Origin of the sequence: Mesorhizobium sp. YR577 (genome assembly GCF_900116595.1) — a bacterium.
Classification (GTDB): domain Bacteria; phylum Pseudomonadota; class Alphaproteobacteria; order Rhizobiales; family Rhizobiaceae; genus Mesorhizobium_M.
Window position 1 is genome coordinate 55,884 of record NZ_FPBI01000019.1, and the last position, 21,154, is coordinate 77,037.

Genomic DNA, 21,154 nt, shown 5'->3' on the forward strand with positions numbered 1-21,154 from the left:
TAAGCCATCGGGGACGGTGTTACCCGTCCCCGCGGCAGAGCTTCGGATGATGGCTTGTTACCAGCTGACATTGGCCTTCAGCTTGAACGATCGCCCTTCGGCATAGCCGCAGGAGAGCTCCGTCTGGCAGCTCGCCACATAGGCCTTGTCGAAGACGTTGGTGACGTTGAGGTCGACACCCCAATTGTCCTTCTTGTAGCCGAGCTTGGCATCGAAGACGGTCGCCGACGGCACTTTCAAGGTGTTCTCGTTGTCGGCCCAGGACGAGCCGACATAACGCACGCCGCCGCCGACGCTGAAGCCTTCCAGTGCAGTATCCTGGTCGAAAGTGTAGTCGAGGCTGAGCGATGCCTGCTGCTCCGGCACGATGAAGGGCGTTTTGCCGATTACGTCCGGATTCGTGTCTTTTCTTATCTGAATGTCCATTGCGGTGAAGGCCGCCGTCACCTTCAGATTGTCGGTGATGTTTGCCTTGCCTTCGAGTTCGATGCCGCGTGAGCGGACCTCACCCGTCTGGACTTGCGCGAAGATATTGTTTGGATCGGCAGTCAGAACATTCTGCCGGGTCAGGTCGAACAAGGCGACGGTGAAGAGGCCGTCGAAGGATGTCGGCACATATTTGACGCCGACCTCATATTGCGTGCCGGTTTCCGGCTGGAAAAGCGCACCGGCCGCGTTGGTGCCGATGGTAGGATTGAAGAACGTGGCGATGCTGGCATAGGGCGTGATGCCGTTGTCGAACTCGTAGGCCAGACCGGCACGACCGGACCACTCGCCATCATCACTGTTGATCGTGTTGTTCTGCGTCGGTGCGTAGAATGTCGGACGGTTCTTGGCGTCGGTCCACACTTGGTCATAACGCCCGTTGAGCGTAACCAGCCAGCCGTCTGCGAAGCGCAATTGGTCCTGAACATAGAGGCCAAGCTGGCTCTGCTTGAGATCCTGGTTGAGGTAACTCACGCGAGGGGTTTGCGGCACGCCATAGATGGGGTCGAGAACATCGATCGGCGTGGTCGTGCCAAATATCGCCGACGACTGCACCTGATCGATATTGTAATATTTGTAATCGATGCCGGCCAGGATCGTGTGCTCGATCGCGCCGGTCTGCACCTTCCCCTGTATCTGATTGTCGATGAGGAAGCTGTTGACCTGCGTGTCGTGGCCGAAATTGATCCGGGCGAGTTCGGTGGGGCTGGCATAGCCGTTGGGGTAGAGGCTGACTTCGCTGATGTCGGCGTGGAGGTAGCGGGCGTTCTGCCGCACGGTCCAGTCATTGTCGAAAGTGTGCTCGAATTCGTAGCCGATCGATGCCTGCTTGCGCAGGTAGGAATCGAGGCTCGGCTCCGTGTAGTTGGCGTCACGCGGGATGCGGCCGAACGGTGCATCGACCACGGTGCCGATATAGGGCAGGAAGGCGCCGCCATTGTGAATTTCGTCGATATAGGTGAAGTTCGACAACAGGGTGAAGCTGGTCTGTTCATCCGGCTTCCAGGTCAGGCTTGGCGAAACCGAGCCGCGAAATCCGTCCGCGAAATCCGAATAGGTGTTGCCGCCGGCGATCCGCCCGCTGACCCGGTAATCGACCACGTCGCTGGCCTTGTCGCCGATATCGAAGCCGAGATAGGCATTGCCGGCGTCGTTCACACCGGTTTCGATTTTGCGAAGGCGCTCGCCGGTCGGACGCTTGCTGACATAGTTGATCAGGCCACCCGGATTGCTGCCGCCATAGAGGACCGAGGCGGCCCCTTTGAGCACTTCGATGCGCTCCAGATTGTAGGAGTCGACGAAGACGCCGCCAAAGGCATAGCTGTATTGCTGCAAGCCATCCTGATAGATGCCGGTAGCGGTCGCCTGGAAGCCGCGAATGAAAATCCAGTTGGTGTCGCTGTCCGGGCCGAAGGGCTGGGAGAAGACGCCCGCCGTATAGCGCAGCGCCTCGTCGGCCTTCTGCGCGCCCTGGTCGTCGATTTCTTCGCGGCCGATGACGGAGACCGATTGCGGGATCTCCTTTATCGGCGTGTTGGTCTTGGAGCCGGTCGCCGTGCGCTTGGCGACGTAGCCTTTCACCGGGCCGGTGGCAGAGCCATCCTGCGTCTGCCCCTCGACGACCACCTGGTCGAGGACGATCGCACTATCGGCCTGCTGCGCCGACGCTGCCATTGGCCACAGCGCGGCAAGAGCTGCCGTGCTGCTCAGGAGAACTGTCGCAAAGTTGCGTCTGGAAATGCCCGTCATTGTCACCCACCCCGGAATAGGGCCGAAAGGCCCCGAACCTCTCGAGGGGAACCGTCTGCGGCCTGACTAATATAAGATGAGTGTCTATATCAAGTTATTTGAACGGGATTGAACGTTGCGGGCGCGAATTGAACGTTTTTGGGCTGTTCTATGCAGCGTGACCGCGTTGCCAGCTTGCCGGCGTGGTTCCGACCATGCGCTTGAAAACGCGGGTGAAATGCGCCTGGTCGGCGAACCCGGCAGCGGTTGCCACCTCCGTCAGCGACGTTTCGGGACGCTCGAGCAGTTTTTTCACCCGAGCGATCCGCGCGCGCATCTGCCATTTGTGCGGCGCCATGCCCGTCGAGGCCTTGAAGGCGTGGCTGAAATAGGATTGCGACAGGCCGGTCAGGTCGGCCAGTTCCTGAAGGCGGATGTTGCGCAGGCAATTGTCCTCGATGTAGTCGATCGCACGGCGAAGCTGGCGGGGCGGCAGCTGGCTGCGCTTGCGCTCCTTCCGCTGCCCGATCTGGAGCAAAGCGAAGAACAGCGCCGTCGTCAGCCCATCGCCATAGAGATCGTTGAGGCCGCTTGGATTGGTGCATTCGGCGGCAATCAGCCGGGCGAGGCTCTGCACCCGCTCGTCCGAGAACATCAGGCGCGGCGTCTCGACCGCATAGCCGTCGAGTTCGTCGGCAAAGCGGGTGCCGAGCGTGGCCATGTCGAAATGCAGGTCGAGATGCCTGAGGGCACGAAGGTTCTCCACCCGCGACCAGACCCGCAAGCCGGCCGGAACATAGCAGAGCGGATTGCCGATTTCCGATGGGTTGCCCCGGTAACGGCCCGGCGTCGTCACCACATCGATGCCGCCATCGCCGGTCTTGTCGAGCACGACGATGAGGCGCGGGTCCGGCGAGACATATTCGCCGCCCGCACCCTCAGTGCATTCGACGCTCCAGACATCGGCGATCACCCCGTTCCATGCACGCCAGCGAAGGTCGCCGACGACGGTGATCCCTTCGATCCTGCTCTGCATTTTGGGGTGGAATGTCATTGGCTGCGTTTCCGAACCTGCCTATGTCGATTTTTACTAAAACTAGTGCCTAAAAGTCAAGTTTTTGACTGGCGCATGCGTCCTATAGCGCCTTGACGCGGCGGGCGCGCTTCCCGATTGTCTGCCGCGAACGCGGATCATCCTGGCTCGCGAAACGGCGAGTGGAGAAACAGTGCAGGAATTCGCGGCCGATCTCGGAACCTTCATCGAGGCCAACAAGGCCTGGGCCGGTGTCGTCATGGCCCTGGTTGCCTTCGGGGAATCGACCATCATCGTCGGCGTGCTCATTCCGGCGACGCCGTTCCTGCTGCTGGTCGGCGGCCTGATCGCTTCGGGCGTGATCGATCCGCTGCCGGTCCTGCTTGGCGCTTTTACCGGCGCCGTTGCCGGCGATTTCGTCGGTTATCTGCTGGGCCGCCGTTTCGGCCCCGGCCTCGTCTACCGCTGGCCGCTGTCCAATTATCGCGAAGGCATTGCCAGGGCGCGGCTGTTCTTCCGGCGCTATGGTTTTGCGGCGGTGTTTTTCGGGCGCTTCTTCGGGCCGATCCGGTGCACCATCCCCGTGGTCGCCGGAATGATGGGCATGGACAGCCGGCGGTTTCAGCTTGCCAACATGTTTTCCGCCGCCGTCTGGGCGCCGGTGATGATCGCACCGGGCTTTCTTGCCGTCCATGGCCTGATGGAGGCCAATATCGGCACAATGTCCGAGACGGGCTGGCTCGGCCTTGCCATATTCATGACAGTAGGCGGCACGGTGGCTGCAATCGTCGGCGTAAAGCTTCTTGGACGGCGGCCGACCAGGCGCGCCAAACGTGGATTAGCGCGGGTCGAGTAGGTCGCCTATTCAGTCCTTGTTGGCAGCAGGGCCGACGCCGCGATCAGAACCCAGCCAACAATCAGCAAAGTACCGCCGACGGGCGCTGCGAAGGGAAACAGCCGCCCGCCGAGAAAATCGCGCGCCAGAAGATCGCCGGCAAACAGCACCAGCCCGACCAGAAGCACAATCGCGCCGATGCGCAGGAAACGCCCGCCGGCAAACAGGCCGATCGCGAGAAACACCGGCGCATGCGTCATCAGGAAGGACGACACCGTGCCGGTGAACGCACCGCCGGCATGGGCAGCCGATGCCGCGAGCGCTACGCCGGCGACGCCGCACAGGCCGCCGGCCCCGACTAGAAAACGGTCTTTCTGCATGATCTTTCTCGCTTTCATCGCGTGAGAACGGGTGTCGTTTCAGCTATAGCGTGGCCCCGGGGTGCTGGCACCTGCCGACGAGCGACCACGATGTCGCGGTGCTTTCCTGTGGAGCGGCATTTTGACAGCGCTTTTGCGTGATTGGCTTTCGCCCGCGAACCGACCTATGGTCGCCGCCCCATTGCCGACAGTGAGAAAGACATGGCCGCAGACGTCAAACGCATCGCCGCTATCATCGCCACCGAAGTCAACGCGCGGGCCGAACAGGTCGCGGCAGCCATCGGACTGCTCGATGAGGGCGCGACGGTGCCGTTCATAGCGCGCTACCGCAAGGAGGTGACCGGCGGGCTCGACGATACGCAGCTGCGGCTTCTGGCCGAGCGGCTGATCTATGTGCGCGAGCTCGATGCGCGCCGTGACACCATCATCGAATCGATCCGCAGCCAGGGCAAGCTGACGGAAGAGCTGGAAACGGCGATTGCCGCCATCACCACGAAGGCCGAGCTGGAAGATATTTATCTTCCCTACAAGCCCAAGCGCCGCACCCGCGCCGAAATTGCCCGCGAGCGTGGGCTTGCGCCGTTGGCCGAGGCGATCCTTGCCAATCGAGCGGCGGTGCCTGCGGAACTGGCAGTCGCCTATCTCACCGACGATGTGCCGGACGTGAAGACCGCGCTAGATGGCGCGCGCGACATCATTTCCGAGCAATTCGCTGAAAACGCCGAGCTGCTGGGACGCCTGCGCAACCACATGAAGGAGCGCGCCTTCCTGCGCGCCAAGGTCGTGGACGGCAAGCAGGAGGCTGGTGCCAAGTTTTCCGACTATTTCGAGCACGTCGAGCGCTGGGCGAATGTGCCGAGCCACCGCGCGCTCGCCATGCTGCGCGGCCGCAACGAGGATTTCCTGTCGCTCGACATCGAGGTCGATGCCGACGACACCTCGCCGGTGAAGCCGGTCGAGCGCATGATCGCCGACGCCTATGGCATTGGCCGGGGAGGGGCGGGCGACCAGTGGCTGGCCGAAGTCGCCGGCTGGACGTGGCGGGTGAAGCTGTCGCTGTCACTCTCGCTCGACCTGATGCGCGAGCTGCGCGAAAAATCCGAGGAGGAAGCGATCAAGGTCTTTGCCCGCAACCTCAAGGACCTGCTGCTGGCGGCTCCCGCCGGCTCGCGCGCCACGATGGGGCTTGATCCCGGCATCCGCACCGGCGTCAAGGTCGCCATCATCGACCAGACCGGCAAGCTGCTCGATACCACTACGGTCTATCCCTTCCCGCCGCGCAACGATGTGCGCGGCACGCAGGCCGAACTGGCGCGGCTGATCACAAAGCACAAGGTCGAGCTGGTCGCCATCGGCAACGGCACCGGCAGCCGCGAGACCGAGCGCCTCGTCGCCGACATGCTGTCGGACATGCCGTCGCCCAAGCCGCTGAAGGTGATCGTCAGCGAGGCCGGCGCATCGGTCTATTCGGCGTCCGAAATGGCGGCCAATGAGTTCCCCAATCTCGATGTCTCGCTGCGCGGTGCCGTTTCCATCGCACGCCGCCTGCAGGACCCGCTGGCCGAACTGGTCAAGATCGAGCCGAAGTCCATCGGCGTGGGCCAATACCAGCACGACGTTGACCAGTATCGTCTCGGCCGCTCGCTTGAGGCTGTGGTCGAGGATGCAGTGAACGCCGTCGGCGTCGATCTCAATACGGCGTCCGCCGCCCTGCTGGCGCGCGTGTCGGGCGTTGGTTCCTCGCTTGCCGAAGCCATCATCGCGCATCGCGACGCGACGGGGCCGTTTGCCAGCCGCAAGGACCTCTTGAAGGTCAGCCGGCTCGGCCAGCGCACCTTCGAACAATGCGCCGGCTTCCTGCGCATCCCGAACGGCGCCGAGCCGCTCGACGCTTCCGCCGTCCATCCCGAAGCCTATGGCGTCGCCAAGAAGATCGTTGCCGCCTGCGGCCGCGACCTGCGCACGCTGATGGGCGACAGCGCCGCCCTCAAGGCGCTCGACCCGCGCGTCTTCGTCGACGAGCGCTTCGGCCTGCCGACGGTGCGCGACATCATCGCCGAGCTGGAAAAGCCGGGCCGCGACCCGCGCCCGGAATTCAAGACCGCGACCTTCGCCGACGGTATCGACGACATCAAGGACCTGAAGCCGGGCATGGTGCTGGAAGGCACCGTCACCAATGTCGCCGCCTTCGGCGCCTTCGTCGATATCGGCGTGCATCAGGACGGGCTGGTGCACCTGTCGCAGCTTGCCGACCGCTTCGTGAAGGACGCGCATGAGGTCGTGAAGGCCGGCGACGTGGTCAAGGTGCGCGTCGTCGATGTCGACATCAAGCGCAAGCGCATCGGCCTGACCATGCGCAAGCATGACGATGGCGCGGCGAGACCCGCAGCGCCGTCCCGGGATGATCGCTCGCCACCGCGTGGTGGTGGCAAATCGTTCAGCAAGCCGGCTTCATCCGACAAGGGCGGGCAGGGCGCTTTCGGCGCGGCATTGGCCGAGGCGATGAAGCGGAAGTAGGTCACCGGAAGCCTTGGCGTTGCGTGGGTTTCGCGCTCAATCACAGAGCATCCTCTCCGGAAGCACCCCCACCCCTAGCCCCTCCCCGCAAGGGGGAGGGGGACTTTGTTGCACGCCCGACCAGCCTCAATCGTCAACGTTCGTGGTGACTAAAACGACGAAATCGTCCCCCTCCCCCTTGCGGGGAGGGGCTAGGGGTGGGGGTGGTTCCATCCAGCTCGAGCCATCAGACAACGCACATGCGACCACCCTTCGCTCGACAGAAGCGCGGTCGATTGACTTTTGTCAGCCTCGGTGAATAATGTAAAAAATGGGAGAGCGGAGCGATGGCGATCCGGGCGACAGATCAGATCATCCACAAGGCCGCATGGCTCTATTATACGCATGGCCTTCGCCAGGACGAGGTCGCAAAGCAGCTCGGCATTTCGCGCGCGTCTGTCGCCATGTATCTGCGCAAGGCGCGAGACACCGGCATCGTCACCATATCGACTTCGACGCAGCTTTTCAGCCAGGACGTGCTGGCGCGCGAGGTCGAGGACGCCTTCGGCCTCGACACCGTATGGGTGGTTTCACCCGAGCGCGATGCCCCTGATGCCGCTGCCGAAGTGCCGGTGGTGGCGGCGAGCGTCTTTCTCGAACTGGTCCAGCGCGGCCAGCGCATCGGCGTCGCCTGGGGCCGCACGGTTTACTCCATGGCCGACGTCATGCCCTTCGCCGACCTTCAGGACGTAACGGTCGTGCAGCTCTGCGGCAATCTCGGCGCGCCCTATTCCTACCGGCCCGACCAGTGCACCATGGAGATCGCCCGCCGGCTCAACGCCAAGGGCCTGAACTTTTATGCGCCGCTGGTGCTGAGCTCCGAGCGGCTGGCGCAGGAATTGCGCGACGAGCCGGTTATCCGCGAACAGCTGGCAAGCGTGGCCGACTGCGCCTTGGCGCTCTATTCGATCGGCACAGTCGATGAGGACAGCCATGTCGTCAAATGCGGCGCGATGAGCCCGAGCGAGGTGCATGCGCTACGCGACAATGGTGCGGCCGGCGTCGTCGCCGGCCAGATGATCGACCGTCACGGAAAGTTGCTCGACTGCGATTACAATCGCCGGGTCATTTCGGCAGACCTCAATTCGATCCGGGCAATCAGGCGGCGCATGGTGGTGATCCAGGAAGACAGCAAGCTCGAACCGCTGCTCGCAGCCCTTGCCGGCGGCCTGTGTTCCCATCTGGTTATCACCGCTGAGATGGCGCGGCGGCTGCTGGCACGCGCCGCAAAGCCTTCGGTCAGGGCTTCAGCCTGACTCGACAAATCAACGAACCTTCAAGCGAACACGCAATACGGGAAGAGATAATGAAGAACCTGTGGAATGACGCCGACGCCGAGGCGCTTGTCGAGGTCTATGCCAAGAAAGGCGTCGCGCGCGATCTGGCGCTGCGCGTCTACACCACGCGCCTGCTCGGCGGCGAGCCGCGGCTGGTGCTGCATGGCGGCGGCAACACCTCGGCCAAGATGCGGGTCAAGGACCTGATCGGTGACGAATGGGACGTGCTGTGCGTCAAGGGCAGCGGCTGGGACATGGCCGTCATCGAGCCGCAGGGCCTGCCGGCGGTGAAGATGGGATCGCTGCTCAAGGCGCGTGCGCTCGACAAACTGTCCGACGAGGATATGGTGACGCTGCAGCGCGCCAACCTCATCGATCCCTCGTCGCCCAATCCGTCGGTGGAAACGCTGCTGCACGCCTTCCTGCCGCATAAATTTGTCGATCACACCCACTCGACCGCCGTGCTTGCTATCGTCGACCAGGGCGAGAACAGCGAGGCGCTGATCCGCAAGGTGTTCGGCCCGAAGATGGGTTATGTGCCCTACATCAAGCCCGGTTTCGATCTCGCCAAGGCGGCAGCCGAAGTGTTCGAGGCCGATACCAGCGTCGAAGGCCTGATCCTCGACAAGCACGGCATCTTCACCTTCGGCGACAACGCGAAGGAAGCCTACGATCGCATGATCCATCATGTGACGGTAGCCGAGGATTTCATCGCCAAAAGTGGCAAGCCTGCGCCGAAGCCGATCGAGCTTCCGAAGACGCTCGCCAAGCCGGCCGACTTTGCCTCTTTCCTGCGCGGCGCGGTTGCCTTCGACCGTGGCGAGGGCCGCTTCGATCGCATGGTCAGTGACTTCCGCACCTCGCCCGCGATCATCGAATTACTCAACCGGCCGAACCTTGCAGCACTGGCGAAGCAGGGCGTCAGCACGCCCGATCTGTCGATCCGCATTAAGACCGGGCCGATGGTGCTGCCGGCGCCGGACGCGGAAAAACTCGGCGACTACAAGAAGGCGATCCGCGAGCATGTCGCAGCCTTCGAGAAGGATTACCGCAGCTATTTCGACACCAACAATGCGCTGGACGATGTCGAGCGCACCATGCTCGACCCGATGCCGCGCCTGTCTCTGGTGCCGGGGCTCGGCATGTTCGGCCATGGCCGCACACTGAAGGACGCCAAGATCGCTTCCGATGTCGGCGAGATGTGGATCGAGGCGGTGCGCGGTGCCGAAGCCGTCGGCGACTTCCACCCGCTCAGCGCCGCTGAACTGTTCGGCCTCGAATATTGGTCGCTGGAGCAGGCCAAGCTTGCCTCCAACAAGCCGAAACCGCTGACCGGGCAGGTGGTGCTGGTTACCGGCGGTGCGGGCGCGATCGGGGCTGCGACGGCGAAACTCTTCGCGCAGACCGGCGCACATGTCGTGGTCGTCGACCTTGATGCGGCCAAGGCCGCAGAGGTCGCCAAGAAGGCCGGCAACAATTCCATCGGTGTCGGGGGCGACATCACCAGGCCGGAAGACGTTTGCGCAGCCTTCGACGCGGCGGTGTCCACCTATGGCGGCGTCGATATCGTCGTATCGAATGCTGGTGCTGCCTGGGAAGGCGCGATCGGCGACATCGACGATGCGCTTTTGCGCAAGAGCTTCGAGCTGAATTTCTTCGCTCACCAGAGCGTGGCGCAGAACGCCGTGCGCATCTTTAGGGAGCAGGGCACCGGCGGCGTGCTTTTGTTCAACGCTTCCAAGCAGGCAGTCAATCCGGGGGCGAAATTTGGCGCCTACGGCCTGCCCAAGGCGGCGACGCTGTTCCTGTCGCGCCAATATGCGCTAGAATATGGCGCGCTCGGCATCCGCTCCAACGCGGTCAACGCCGACCGCATCCGCTCCGGCCTGCTCACCGACGCTATGATTGTCAGCCGCTCGACCGCGCGCGGCCTGTCGGAAAAGGACTACATGTCCGGCAATCTGCTCGGGCAGGAGGTGACGGCCGAGGACGTGGCATTGGCCTTCCTGCATCAGGCCCTGGCCGAACGCACGACGGCTGATGTGACCACCGTCGACGGCGGGAATATCGCGGCGGCGTTGCGGTAGGGATACAGCGCGGCGGGTGTAGCGAACCCGCCGTCTCAGGCGAGATCAGTCAAGGCGAAGTCGTTTCCCTTGTAGGCAAGGCGGACGTCGAGCGCCTTGGCGCAGGCGTAGGCGAAGCAGTCGCCAAAGTTGAGGTCGGCCGGATGACCGACTGCCTTGCCGTAGCGCATGCTGGCTTTGACGGCGAGCGCGCCGATTTGTGCCGAGACTGGGATCTCTTCGATCCGCAGACGCGCTACAAAAGCGTCGAGAATCAGATCGGCCTCTTCGATCGCCGCAGCCGAAGGCTTGGCTGAATGACTGGCCTGCTTGCGGGCCAAAGCCTGAACGACTTCGAAACGCACCAGCGGCGAGATGTAAAGCGGCGCTTCGTGCGCTTCGAGTCTTCGGAGCGTTATTTCCCAGTCAGATTCTTTGCTTAGGATGGCCACGATTACCGAGGCGTCGACGAACATCAGATATCGCCCCACATTTCGTCGGTGAAGCGCTTCATGTCAAAGTCCGGGTCGCCGGGTCCAAGTGCTGCAACCCTAGCCTGAAGGTCGGCGACCACTTCGGTCAGCGGACGTTGTCGCCGCGCCCGTTCCAACTCATGCTCCAGCGCAATGCGGACGGCTTCCTTCTTGGTCGAGGTCTTCAATGCGTTCTGCACTTCGCTTGCGAGGCGATCTACGGCTTCGTCCCGGATGAACAGCGGCATCGGATATCTCCTTCAGATATCCAGATATATGCTTTGGATATCCAGCGCGCAAGAAAAAGGGACGGCCCGTGAGCCGCCCCTTCTCGTTCCGTTCAGAAAACGCGTCTTACTTCGCGTTCGGGTTCGGCATCCAGGCCGGCATGGCGACATCGGCATGGGCGAATTGCGGCAGCTTGGCCGACAGGTCTTCCATGTTCTTGATGTCGTTGTCGTTGAGGTCCTTCTGGGTAATCAGCGTCGGCGGAACGATGACGCTCTTGCCCGGATCTTCGCCGGCCAGCAGCTGCGCCAGCGCACGCACCGAGACCTGGCCGACGACGGCCGGGTTGGTGGCGGCGGTTGCGGCCCATGCGCTGCCGCTCTCGCGCATCGCGGCGATGTCGGAGGTCGAGATGTCGGCCGAGTAGATCTTGATGTCGGAGGACAGGCCGGCCTCGTCGACGGCGATCTTCACGCCCTTGGCGAACTCGTCATAAGGGGCGAACATCACCTTGATGTCGGGATTGGCGGTAATCACCGAGCGGGCCTGGTTGGCGACCGAATTGGCGATTGGGTTGTCCAGCGTGCCGAACATCGCCTTCTCCTCGATGCCCGGATATTTCTTCTTGAAGTCCACCCAGGTCTCGTTGCGGCGGTCGAGCGGGGCGATGCCGGCGACATAGACATAACCAGCCTTCCAGCTTTCGCCATTGTCCTTGATCGCCTGCTCCAGCGCCAGCCGGGCAAGGTCGCGGTCCGACTGCTCGATTTGCGGGATCTTGTCGTTCTCGACATTTACGTCGAAGGCCACGACCTTGATGCCGGCATCGACAGCGCGCTGTGCCGCTTCCTTCATGGATTCGGTCAGGCCGTGCTGGATGATGATGCCGTTAACGCCAAGCGCGATCGCCTGGTCGACCATGTCTGCCTGCAGGGCGGCGTCCTGCCGGCTGTCGAGCACGCGCAGGTCGACACCGAGTGCCTTGGCCTGGCTTTCCACGCCCGACAGATAGGCCTGGAAGAAATCGCCGGTCGAGAGATAGCGCACCAGCGCGATCTTGACGTTGCCGGGATTGTCGAAGGGCGCGGGTTTGTCCTGGGCCATGGCCGGCAATTGCATAAGGCAGGTGGCGCCGACCAGGCCCATTGCCATTTTACCGAGAGTTCTGCGATCGATCTTCATGACTTTCCTCCACTGAAAACCTGATTTCAAAGTATCGACCTAGATCGCCGTGCGTCCATTTGGACGCACAAAGGACGATCTAGCACTTAGAATGAGCATCGGATTATTCCGAAAACCGGTACCCACTTTTCGGTCCGATGCTCTATCTCTGGCCACTCCTCGACAAAGCGAAGGTGAAGACCAGCGCAACCACCAGAACCACGCCCTTGACGAAGTCCTGCGTGTAGTAGGGCGCGTTCATCATCGTCAGCCCCTGCAACAGGATGCCGACGAAGAGCGCGCCGATCGCGGTGCCGAAGGCGTTGGGCTTTGCAGCGCCCAGAACGGCAAAGCCGATGAGTGCGGCGGCAACGGAATCCAGCAGCAGATTGTTACCCGATGCGATGTCGCCGCGTCCAAGTCGCGCCGCGAGCAAAATTCCGCCGATTGAGGCGAAAATGCCGGAAATCACATAGGCCCAGATCTTGTATGCCTTGACAGGCGCACCGGCGAGCTGGGCGGCGCGTTCGTTGCTGCCCACCGCATACATCATGCGCCCGAAACGGGTGTATTCGAGGAAGAACCAGATCAGCACCGCGAGGATCAAAAGCACAACGACCGAGACCGGCACCAGGTTGGAAATGAAGAAATCGAAGCGGTGCCGTCCGAGCGCCAGGAAGGCCGGACTGAAGGTGCCGCTCGCCACCGAGCCATCCGGCATGGTCATGCCGGTGGCGATGGAACGGCCCTCGGTCGGGATGCGCTGAAGGCCGACCAGCAGGAACATCATGCCGAGCGTAGCAAGCAGGTCCGGCACGCGCATATAGACGATCAGGAAGCCGTTGATCAGGCCGACGATGACGCCGATGGCCAGGCAGACGATGACGGCGACAAGCGCATTCTGCTCCAGCACCACCATGACATAGGCAGCCGCCATCATCGCCGTCGTGGCGACCGAGCCGATGGACAGGTCGAAGCCGCCGACGACCAGCGTGGCGGTGACACCGAGCGCCAGAACGCCGGTGATCGCGACCGACTGGAAGATGAAGACCGCACTTTGCGGCGAAACGAAACCGCTGGCCGAAATGGCGAAATAGGCGATCATCGCCGCCAGAAGGGCGAGAAAGCCGTAGCGCATTGCAAGGTCACGCACTGTCATTCTGCGCAGCCTCCGCCGGCGCGCGCCGAAATCATCATGAAATGCATTCCGTCCTGGCTCCTGTATATTTCTGCCGTCATGCCGCACCCCGCACCGGCTGGCCGGCGATCTCGGCGAGCAGCCGGTCCATGTCGACTTCGGCATTGCGGTGTTCGCCGACGATCGAGTGTTCGGACATCACCAGAATGCGGTCGGCGGTTTCCAGCGCCTCGTCGAGCTCGGTGACGAAAATGAGCGTGGCGCGGCCGGCGGAACTTGCCCGCAGCTTGGCGGCGATGTCGCGGCGCGCGGCAATGTCGACGCCCTGGAACGGCTCGTCGAGAATGAACAGACGTGCGGTCTGCGACATCCAGCGCGCCACCATCACCTTCTGCTGGTTGCCGCCCGAAAGCGTGCCCATCTCGTCGCGCTCGGTGCGGCAGACGATGCCGAGATCGGCGATCTGCTGACGCGCCGTGACGCGTTCGGCGCCGCGCTTCAACACGCTCAAACGCGACAGGCGCTGGAGGAAGGGCAGGCTCATATTCTCGTAGATGTTGAAGTCGTGGACGATGCCGTTCTCGGCTCGGTCCTTGGCGACGAGAAACACACCGGCATTGATGGCCTCGCTGGTCGATTTCGGCGCATAGGGCCGGCCATTCAAATTCATGGCGCCGGCCAAAGGCTTGCGCAGGCCGAACAGCGTTTCGGCCAGCGCCGTTTTGCCGACGCCAACAAGGCCGGTGATGGCGACGATCTCGCCGTCTCCGAGGGTCAGCGAAAATGGCGTCGATCCTTCGGCGATCCGCAGATGCTCGGCAGAAAAAATCGCCCCGTCGGCATGGCGCACGGCGACCGCGCTAAGGCCGATCTTCTGGCCGAGCATGGCATTGACCGCGCCTTCGTAGTCGAGCGGCTTTTCCCCGAACACGCCGGCAATGACGCCGTCGCGCAGGCTGATGATGCGGTCGGCAAGCCGGCGGATGTCGGACATGCGATGCGAGATATAGAGGATCGCCACGCCGCGCCCGCGCAGATGGTCGATCAGCTTGAACAGGCGGTTCGCCTCGGCGCTGGAGAGCGACGAGGTCGGCTCGTCGAGGATAAGCACCTTCGGCTCATGCGCCATGGCGCGCGCAATCGCCACCATCTGCCGGTCCGCCAGCGACAGGTCGGCGATCTGGGCGTCGAGGTCGATCGACAGGCCCATCGCATCGGCGACTTTTCGCGCTTCACGACGCACGCGGCGTGGATTGAAGAGCAGCGGAGCGCCCTTGCCGTTCAGCCGGTCGAGCGTGAGGTTGGTGGCGACATCGAGGGCCGCGACCACGCCGTCGGCAATGTTCTGGTGCACCGTCACCACGCCGGCGCGAATGGCTTCTGCAGGAGTGGCCGGTTGAAAGGGCTTTCCGTCGAGGGTGATTTCGCCTTCATCGAGGCTGTAGACGCCGCTGACGATCTTCACCAGCGTCGACTTGCCGGCGCCATTGGCGCCCATCAGCACCGTCACCTCACCCGCGTGAAGCTCCAGCCCGACCCCGCCAAGCACCTGAATGGGACCAAAGGATTTCTTCAGGCCCGCAGCGCGGAACACGGCACCCTCGACCATTCATTTCCTCCCAATGACAGGGATGCTATGAAGCGCATCATCAAATGTCAATACGATTGACATTTGACAGATTGGTGAGCTACCCCTTTCATGGTCTTGTCTGGTCCGTCATGCTTGGCGCAGGCAGGCGACGGGAGGAACCGGTGACGAAAGTGATGACATTCGAGGCATTGTCGATCGAGACGCTGGCGTCGCGGCTGGGTGGCACGGAGGCGGTCACCGCACGCATCGGCACCGACACCGGCAAATGGAAAGTACGCGAGGTTGGCGACGGCAATCTCAATCTCGTCTTCATCGTCGAGGGCGACAAGGGCAGCGTGGTCGTCAAGCAGGCACTGCCTTATGTACGGCTCGTCGGCGACAGCTGGCCGCTGCCGCTCAAGCGGTCCTTCTTCGAATATCACGCGCTGACAAGACAGGAAGCCCGCGCCGGCAAGGGCACGGTGCCCGCGATCTACCATTTCGACGAGGCGCAGGCGCTGATCGTCATGGAGTATCTGTCGCCGCACATCATCCTGCGCCGGGCGCTGATCGAGGGGCGCACCCCGCCGAAGATCGCGCGCGACCTCGGCCTGTTCATGGCCCGCACGCTGTTCCGCGGCTCCGACTTCCATATGAAGGCGCGGGCGCGCAAGGAGGATCTGGCGCTGTTTGCCGACAATGCCGAGCTTTGCGACATCACCGAAAACCTCGTCTTCACCGATCCCTATTTCGAAGCGGCGATGAACCGCCACACAACGCCGCAGCTCGACGGCATCGTCGCCGAGTTGCGCGCCGACCGCGATCTTAAGGTCGAGGCGCAGAGGCTGAAGCATCTCTTCGCGGCCAATGCCGAGACGCTGCTGCATGGCGATCTCCACTCGGGCTCCATCATGGTGACCGACGAGGACATGCGGATCATCGATCCCGAATTCGCCTTCTATGGGCCAATGGCATTCGATGTCGGTATGCTGCTGGCGAATTTCTGGATGGCGTTCTTCTCGCAACGCGGCCACGAGCAGGACGGCAATCGCGAGGCTCAGCGCGCCTATCTGCTCGGCGTGATCGTCGAGACATGGTCGGTCTTCCGCACCGAATTCGCGCATCTGTGGCGCACAGAACGCAGCGGCATGCTCTACGCCAAAAGCCTGTTCGAAGATCGCGGCGATGTCTTCGGCAGCGAGCAGGCGCTCGATCATGTGCTGCACGGCATCTGGACCGACATGCTGGGCTTTGCCGGCGTCGAGATCCACCGCCGCATTCTCGGCCTCGCCCACAATGCCGATTTCGAGGCCATCGAGGACGAGGATCTGCGCGCGGCCAGCGAGACGAAGGCGCTGAAGTTCGGCCGGCATCTCGTCGTCAATCGCCGCCACATCCACAGCCTCGATGAAATCAATGCGCTGGCCGGTCTGATCGAAAAGGAGAAAGTCGCGTGAATGTCGGAGACCGCCACTACCGGACGATCTGGCTGAATGAAGACGACCGCTCGGTCGACATCATCGACCAGCGCTGGCTGCCGCATGATTTTCGCATCGAGACTGTCGGTACAGTGGACGGAATTGCCAGGGCTATCCGCGACATGTGGGTGCGCGGCGCGCCGCTGATCGGCGTGACGGCGGCCTACGGCATGGCCTTGCAGACGCTTGACGACCCGTCCGACGCAGCCCTTGATGCCGCCTGGGAAAAGCTCCATGAGACGCGGCCGACCGCGATCAACCTGCGCTGGGCGCTCGATGAAATGCGCAATCTGCTGCGGTCGCTGCCCGCGGCCGAGCGGGCCAAGGCTGCCTACAAGCGCGCCGCCGAAATCGCCGACGAGGATATCGAGCTCAACCGCGGCATCGGCCGCAACGGGTTGGAGATCATCCGCGCGATTGCCGCAAAAAAGAAGCCCGGCGAGACCGTCAATATCCTGACGCACTGCAATGCCGGCTGGCTGGCAACCGTCGACTACGGCACCGCCACCGCGCCGATCTATCTGGCAGCGGAGAAGGGCATTCCGGTCCACGTCTATGTCGACGAAACGCGCCCGCGCAATCAGGGCGCACAGCTCACGGCGTGGGAGATGGTCGGCCACGGCGTGCCACACACGCTGATCGTCGACAACGCCGGCGGGCACCTGATGCAGCGCGGCGCAGTGGACATGGTCATCGTCGGCACCGACCGCACTACGGCGGACGGCGACGTCTGCAACAAGATCGGCACCTATCTCAAGGCGCTTGCTGCGCGCGACAATGACGTGCCGTTCTACGTCGCGCTGCCGTCGCCTACCATCGACTGGACCGTCGGCGACGGCCTGAAGGAAATCCCGATCGAAGAGCGCTCGGGCGACGAGGTTTCGCTGGTCTGGGGCAAGACGGCTTCGGGCGAAATCGCGCAAGTGCGGGTTTCACCAGAGGGCACGACGGCCGGCAACCCGGCCTTCGACGTGACCCCGGCGCGGCTGGTCACCGGCCTGATCACCGAGCGCGGCGTCGCCAAGGCCTCGCGCGAAGGCCTGCGCGAACTCTTTCCCGAACGGCGGGGCTAAGCACGCCGAAGGCTCTGCTCGATATTCGCCGACGCGTTGGCCGCATGCCGCGCCGCGCGCCTTCGCGTTCATGCGTGGCCCGATCAGGCTGATCACGATCGCGGCGGTCGGCCTGATGTGCGGTCAATGCGCGCAGCACGTCGATGATCCTGTCGCCAGAAACGGGCACTCAACTCCTCCCCGAGGCCATACAGCCGAAGCGGCAGTCTGCCGCTCTTGTGTTTGACCGAGCCTCGCCGGTAAATGGCTGTGCTTGCCGTGCCACCTTCTCGAAGATTTTCGGCCGCGATTTCGGCGCTGAGGACCAGCTTGCGCGGCTGCGGCGCAATGCCGTCGACATGGTCGTCCGTTTTGCGACGCGCAGCGAAAACCTTGAGGAGTGATGGCGGCTCGGCTGGTTTTGCATCGCTGCGGGATGCATTTGTGCAGGCGTTGTTCTAGACGAACTGGTTCGTACTTTTATTCGGAGACTTTTGCATGATGAAGACGTCGATAGCGACGGTATCGATATCGGGCGATTTCGGCGAGAAGCTTGCGGCGATTGCGGCGGCGGGCTTCGACGGCATCGAAATATTCGAAAACGACTTTCTCGCTTTCGACAGTTCGCCGCGCGATGTGGGGGAGATGGTGCGCGATGCCGGGCTGGAGATAACGCTGTTCCAGCCGTTCCGCGACTTCGAAGGCCTGCCCGAGCCGCAGCGCGGCCGCGCCTTCGACCGGGCCGAGCGCAAGTTCGATGTCATGCAGGAGTTGGGCACGGACCTGATGCTGGTCTGCTCCAGCGTCTCGCCGGTTTCGCTCGGCGGCATCGACCGCGCGGCGGCTGATTTCTTCGAGCTGGGCGAGCGGGCGGCAAAGCGGGGGCTGCGCGTCGGCTATGAGGCGCTCGCCTGGGGCCGGCACGTCCACGACCATCGCGACGCCTGGGAGATCGTGCGGCGCGCCAATCACCCCAACATCGGTATCATCCTCGATTCCTTCCACACGCTGGCGCGCAAGATCGATGTGGGGTCGATCCGTTCGATTCCGAAGGATAAGATCTTCATCGTCCAGCTTGCCGACGCACCGGCCATCGACATGGATTTGCTCTACTGGAGCCGCCATTTCCGCAACATGCCGGGCGAGGGCGACCTGCCGGTCAAGGATTTCATGCGCGCGGTCGCTGCGACAGGCTATGACGGCTATCTTTCGCTGGAGATATTCAACGACCAGTTTCGTGGCGGCTCGGCCAAGTCGATCTCCGTCGACGGCCACCGCTCGCTCGTCTACCTGATGGACCAGGTGCGGCGCGAGGAGCCCGACATTGCGCTCGCCACGCCGGATATTCCCGACCGGGTCGGCGTTCATGGCGTGGAGTTCGTCGAGTTCGCGGCCGACGAGACTGATGCGGCGAGCTTGGCGACGATGTTTGGCGCGCTGGGTTTCCATAGGGAAGGCCGTCATGTCTCCAAGAACGTGACGCTCTACCGGCAGGGCGGCATCAATCTGGTCATCAACACCGAGCGGGAGAGTTTTGCCCATTCCTCCTTCACCGTGCATGGCACTTCGGTCTGCGCCATCGGGCTGGGTGTGGAAAATGCGCATGCGGCCGTATCGCGTGCGCGGGCGTTGGGTGCCGAACCCTTTGAACAGACGGTTGGGCCTGGTGAACTGACGCTGCCCGCCATTCGTGGCGTCGGCGGCAGCGTGGTTCATTTTGTCGACCGCACGTCGGAACTGGCGCGGGTGTGGGAAGTCGAATTCGTTCCGACCGACGATCCCGTTCCCGCGCGTCCGGTCGGTTTGCAGCAGATCGATCACGTTGGCCAGACGATGGGCCATGACGAGATGCTGACCTGGCTTTTGTTCTACACGTCCATCTTCCGGACGCGGAAGACGCCGATGGTCGACGTCATCGACCCGGCCGGCATCGTGCGCAGCCAGGTCATCGAAAACGACGATGGCTCACTGCGGCTGACCCTCAACGGCGCGGAAAACCGGCGCACGCTTGCCGGCCATTTCATCGCCGAGAGTTTCGGGTCAAGCACCCAGCATCTGGCCTTTGCGACCGACGATATCTTCGCCACGGCCGCCGCGCTGAAGGCGAACGGCTTCGCCACGCTTGCCATCTCGCCGAACTACTACGACGACGTCGAAGCCCGCTTCGGGTTGGAGCCCGAGCTTGCCGACCGCCTGCGCGAGGAGAACATGCTCTACGACCGCGACGAGCATGGCGAGTATTTCCAGCTCTATGCCCCGACCTGGGGCGAGGGCTTCATCTTCGAGATTGTCGAGCGGCGCGGCGGCTACAAGGGCTATGGCGCGGCCAACGCTCCCTTCCGCATTGCCGCGCAGAAGCGGCACATGCGGCCAAGAGGAATGCCCCGGGTCTGAGTTCGGGCAAGGCTCAGAACGCCTCAAGCCAACGCGACGAAAGCGACGAAACAATGCGAGCAAACGTGCCGAAGGGACGGCACATTTGCTCTGAATCCAACGGGCAATTTCAGGCGTCGATGAGCGGCAGGAAGCCGCCATGGACCCGGCGCCTGTTGTCGTAGGGTTCCGCGTCCCCATACATGCGCGGGTCGGCGATCACCTTCTCCCAGCCTGCGTCGCGGACTTCCTTCGATGGCCATTCGATCCAGGAATAGACGACCTTCTCGTCGCCTGCGGCCTTCACCGCGCCCTTGTAGTCGGTGACCTTGCCGTCGGGAATGGCGTCTTCCCAGGTGTCGACGACACGCGTCGCGCCATGTTCCATCAGAACCGGGATAAGCTTGGCCGACAGTTCATGATAGGCAGCCTTATTGCCGGCGGGCACGGGCACCAGCGAGCCATCGACATAGCCCATCTTGCCCTTGGCGTTTTCGTCGAGAACCGACGTGAAGCCACCGAAGATCATGCGCATGCCATCATAGGGCATCGTTGCGCCGAGTTCCTTCATGCGCGGGTCGCTCATGAATTTTTCGTTCGCGGCATCGGCCACTTCCTTCGAAGGATATTCGTGCCAGGCAAAGACGATGATCTCGTCCGGCTTTGCCTTCACCGCGCCCTTGAAGTCGGTGATCGTGCCGTCCGGCACATCGTCGCCCCAGGTCTCGACGACGCGGGTTGCGCCGAATTCCCTGAAGACTGCCGCGGCGTCTGCGGCGTGCTTGCGATAGGCTTCCTTGTTTGCGGCAGGCACCGCAGCGACGCGTCCTTCGATATAAGCCATTCTTCTCTCCTCTTTGTTCGAAGCGGTTTCCTGCACTTGCAGGCCCCTTCACGTGAAAGACGATGCGAATGGCCAAAAAGATTCTCTGGCCTCGAGAATCTTTTTGCGGGCCTCCGGCGTCTTGGTAGCAGGACAAGCATCAGGGAGAACGATGATGGGTTACGCAGTCATTCGCTACAGCGTGAAAGACGGCAGGCTGGAGGAGAACCGCGCGCTGATCGCAGGCGTGTTCGAAGAACTCGACCGGTCCGCGCCGCAAGCGCTGCAATATCTCGCGCTCGAACTGGATGACGGGGAATTCATCCACGTTGTTGGCACGCAGGACGAAAGTGCTGCCTCGCCATTGCCCGGGTTCGCCGCCTTCAAGGCGTTCACGGAAAACCATGCTGAGCGACGCTCTACGCCGGTGATGCGGTCGCAGGCGAAGGTCATGGGCAATTACCGCATGCTTGCAGGGCCGAAACCGACAACCTAGG

The 21,154-nt window shown here is 62.8% G+C and carries 18 protein-coding genes; 9 read left to right on the forward strand and 9 right to left on the reverse strand.

The window, feature by feature from the left end; genetic code table 11:
• Positions 1-57 precede the first annotated feature (57 nt).
• Complete coding sequence (locus tag BM413_RS24100; RefSeq protein WP_091917403.1) at positions 58-2,235, reverse strand: TonB-dependent siderophore receptor; 2,178 nt, start codon at positions 2,233-2,235, stop codon at positions 58-60.
• A 148-nt stretch (positions 2,236-2,383) separates the two neighbouring features.
• Positions 2,384-3,268 (reverse strand): helix-turn-helix domain-containing protein, encoded by an 885-nt coding sequence (locus BM413_RS24105; protein WP_091917404.1) that lies wholly within the window; start codon positions 3,266-3,268, stop codon positions 2,384-2,386.
• A 172-nt stretch (positions 3,269-3,440) separates the two neighbouring features.
• On the opposite strand from BM413_RS24105, the gene BM413_RS24110 reads away from it, so the two are divergent.
• Positions 3,441-4,103: a DedA family protein gene (locus BM413_RS24110; RefSeq protein WP_244538000.1), complete on the forward strand. Its 663-nt coding sequence runs from the start codon at positions 3,441-3,443 to the stop codon at positions 4,101-4,103.
• 5 nt (positions 4,104-4,108) lie between these two features.
• On the opposite strand, the gene BM413_RS24115 is transcribed toward BM413_RS24110, so the two are convergent.
• Positions 4,109-4,462, reverse strand: a complete 354-nt coding sequence (locus tag BM413_RS24115; RefSeq protein WP_091917451.1) for a DUF423 domain-containing protein — start codon at positions 4,460-4,462, stop codon at positions 4,109-4,111.
• Between the two features lie 201 nt (positions 4,463-4,663).
• Here BM413_RS24115 and BM413_RS24120 point away from each other — a divergent pair, with 201 nt between their 5' ends.
• From BM413_RS24120 to BM413_RS24130, 3 genes are all read left to right on the forward strand, one after another.
• Complete coding sequence (locus tag BM413_RS24120; protein ID WP_091917405.1) at positions 4,664-6,979, forward strand: Tex family protein; 2,316 nt, start codon at positions 4,664-4,666, stop codon at positions 6,977-6,979.
• Between the two features lie 326 nt (positions 6,980-7,305).
• Positions 7,306-8,274 (forward strand): sugar-binding transcriptional regulator, encoded by a 969-nt coding sequence (locus BM413_RS24125; protein WP_091917406.1) that lies wholly within the window; start codon positions 7,306-7,308, stop codon positions 8,272-8,274.
• Positions 8,275-8,324: 50 nt separating this feature from the next.
• A complete protein-coding gene (locus tag BM413_RS24130) occupies positions 8,325-10,382 on the forward strand; it encodes a bifunctional aldolase/short-chain dehydrogenase (protein ID WP_091917407.1) in 2,058 nt (685 codons plus the stop codon).
• 35 nt (positions 10,383-10,417) lie between these two features.
• Here BM413_RS24130 and BM413_RS24135 read toward each other — a convergent pair whose 3' ends face one another.
• The 5 genes from BM413_RS24135 to BM413_RS24155 all read right to left on the reverse strand — a co-directional run bounded on the left by BM413_RS24135 (position 10,418) and on the right by BM413_RS24155 (position 14,970).
• Entirely contained in the window at positions 10,418-10,837 is a 420-nt protein-coding gene (locus BM413_RS24135; RefSeq protein ID WP_091917408.1) for a type II toxin-antitoxin system VapC family toxin, read from the reverse strand.
• Positions 10,837-11,082, reverse strand: coding sequence for a type II toxin-antitoxin system VapB family antitoxin (locus BM413_RS24140; protein WP_091917409.1), 246 nt, complete (start codon positions 11,080-11,082; stop codon positions 10,837-10,839). Before BM413_RS24140 ends, BM413_RS24135 begins: the two co-directional genes overlap by 1 nt.
• Before the next feature lie 106 nt (positions 11,083-11,188).
• Positions 11,189-12,244, reverse strand: coding sequence for a substrate-binding domain-containing protein (locus tag BM413_RS24145; RefSeq protein WP_091917410.1), 1,056 nt, complete (start codon positions 12,242-12,244; stop codon positions 11,189-11,191).
• Between the two features lie 142 nt (positions 12,245-12,386).
• Positions 12,387-13,382, reverse strand: a complete 996-nt coding sequence (locus BM413_RS24150) for an ABC transporter permease (protein WP_091917411.1) — start codon at positions 13,380-13,382, stop codon at positions 12,387-12,389.
• Between the two features lie 76 nt (positions 13,383-13,458).
• Positions 13,459-14,970, reverse strand: coding sequence for a sugar ABC transporter ATP-binding protein (locus BM413_RS24155; RefSeq protein WP_091917412.1), 1,512 nt, complete (start codon positions 14,968-14,970; stop codon positions 13,459-13,461).
• A gap of 143 nt (positions 14,971-15,113) precedes the next feature.
• On the opposite strand from BM413_RS24155, the gene mtnK reads away from it, so the two are divergent.
• The 4 genes from mtnK to BM413_RS24175 all read left to right on the forward strand — a co-directional run bounded on the left by mtnK (position 15,114) and on the right by BM413_RS24175 (position 19,855).
• The gene (gene mtnK / locus BM413_RS24160) at positions 15,114-16,388 is read left to right on the forward strand and encodes an S-methyl-5-thioribose kinase (RefSeq protein ID WP_091917413.1); all 1,275 of its coding nucleotides are present in this window, start codon (positions 15,114-15,116) and stop codon (positions 16,386-16,388) included.
• Positions 16,385-17,482: an S-methyl-5-thioribose-1-phosphate isomerase gene (gene mtnA / locus BM413_RS24165; RefSeq protein ID WP_091917414.1), complete on the forward strand. Its 1,098-nt coding sequence runs from the start codon at positions 16,385-16,387 to the stop codon at positions 17,480-17,482. Before mtnK ends, mtnA begins: the two co-directional genes overlap by 4 nt.
• A gap of 143 nt (positions 17,483-17,625) precedes the next feature.
• Positions 17,626-17,865, forward strand: a complete 240-nt coding sequence (locus BM413_RS24170; RefSeq protein ID WP_091917415.1) for a hypothetical protein — start codon at positions 17,626-17,628, stop codon at positions 17,863-17,865.
• A 97-nt stretch (positions 17,866-17,962) separates the two neighbouring features.
• A complete protein-coding gene (locus tag BM413_RS24175) occupies positions 17,963-19,855 on the forward strand; it encodes a bifunctional sugar phosphate isomerase/epimerase/4-hydroxyphenylpyruvate dioxygenase family protein (RefSeq protein WP_091917452.1) in 1,893 nt (630 codons plus the stop codon).
• Between the two features lie 109 nt (positions 19,856-19,964).
• Here BM413_RS24175 and BM413_RS24180 read toward each other — a convergent pair whose 3' ends face one another.
• On the reverse strand, positions 19,965-20,678 hold the full coding sequence (locus BM413_RS24180) for a DUF1428 domain-containing protein (protein WP_091917416.1): 714 nt from the start codon (positions 20,676-20,678) through the stop codon (positions 19,965-19,967).
• 154 nt (positions 20,679-20,832) lie between these two features.
• On the opposite strand from BM413_RS24180, the gene BM413_RS24185 reads away from it, so the two are divergent.
• Complete coding sequence (locus BM413_RS24185; RefSeq protein ID WP_244538001.1) at positions 20,833-21,153, forward strand: hypothetical protein; 321 nt, start codon at positions 20,833-20,835, stop codon at positions 21,151-21,153.
• The last annotated feature ends 1 nt before the right edge of the window (position 21,154 follow it).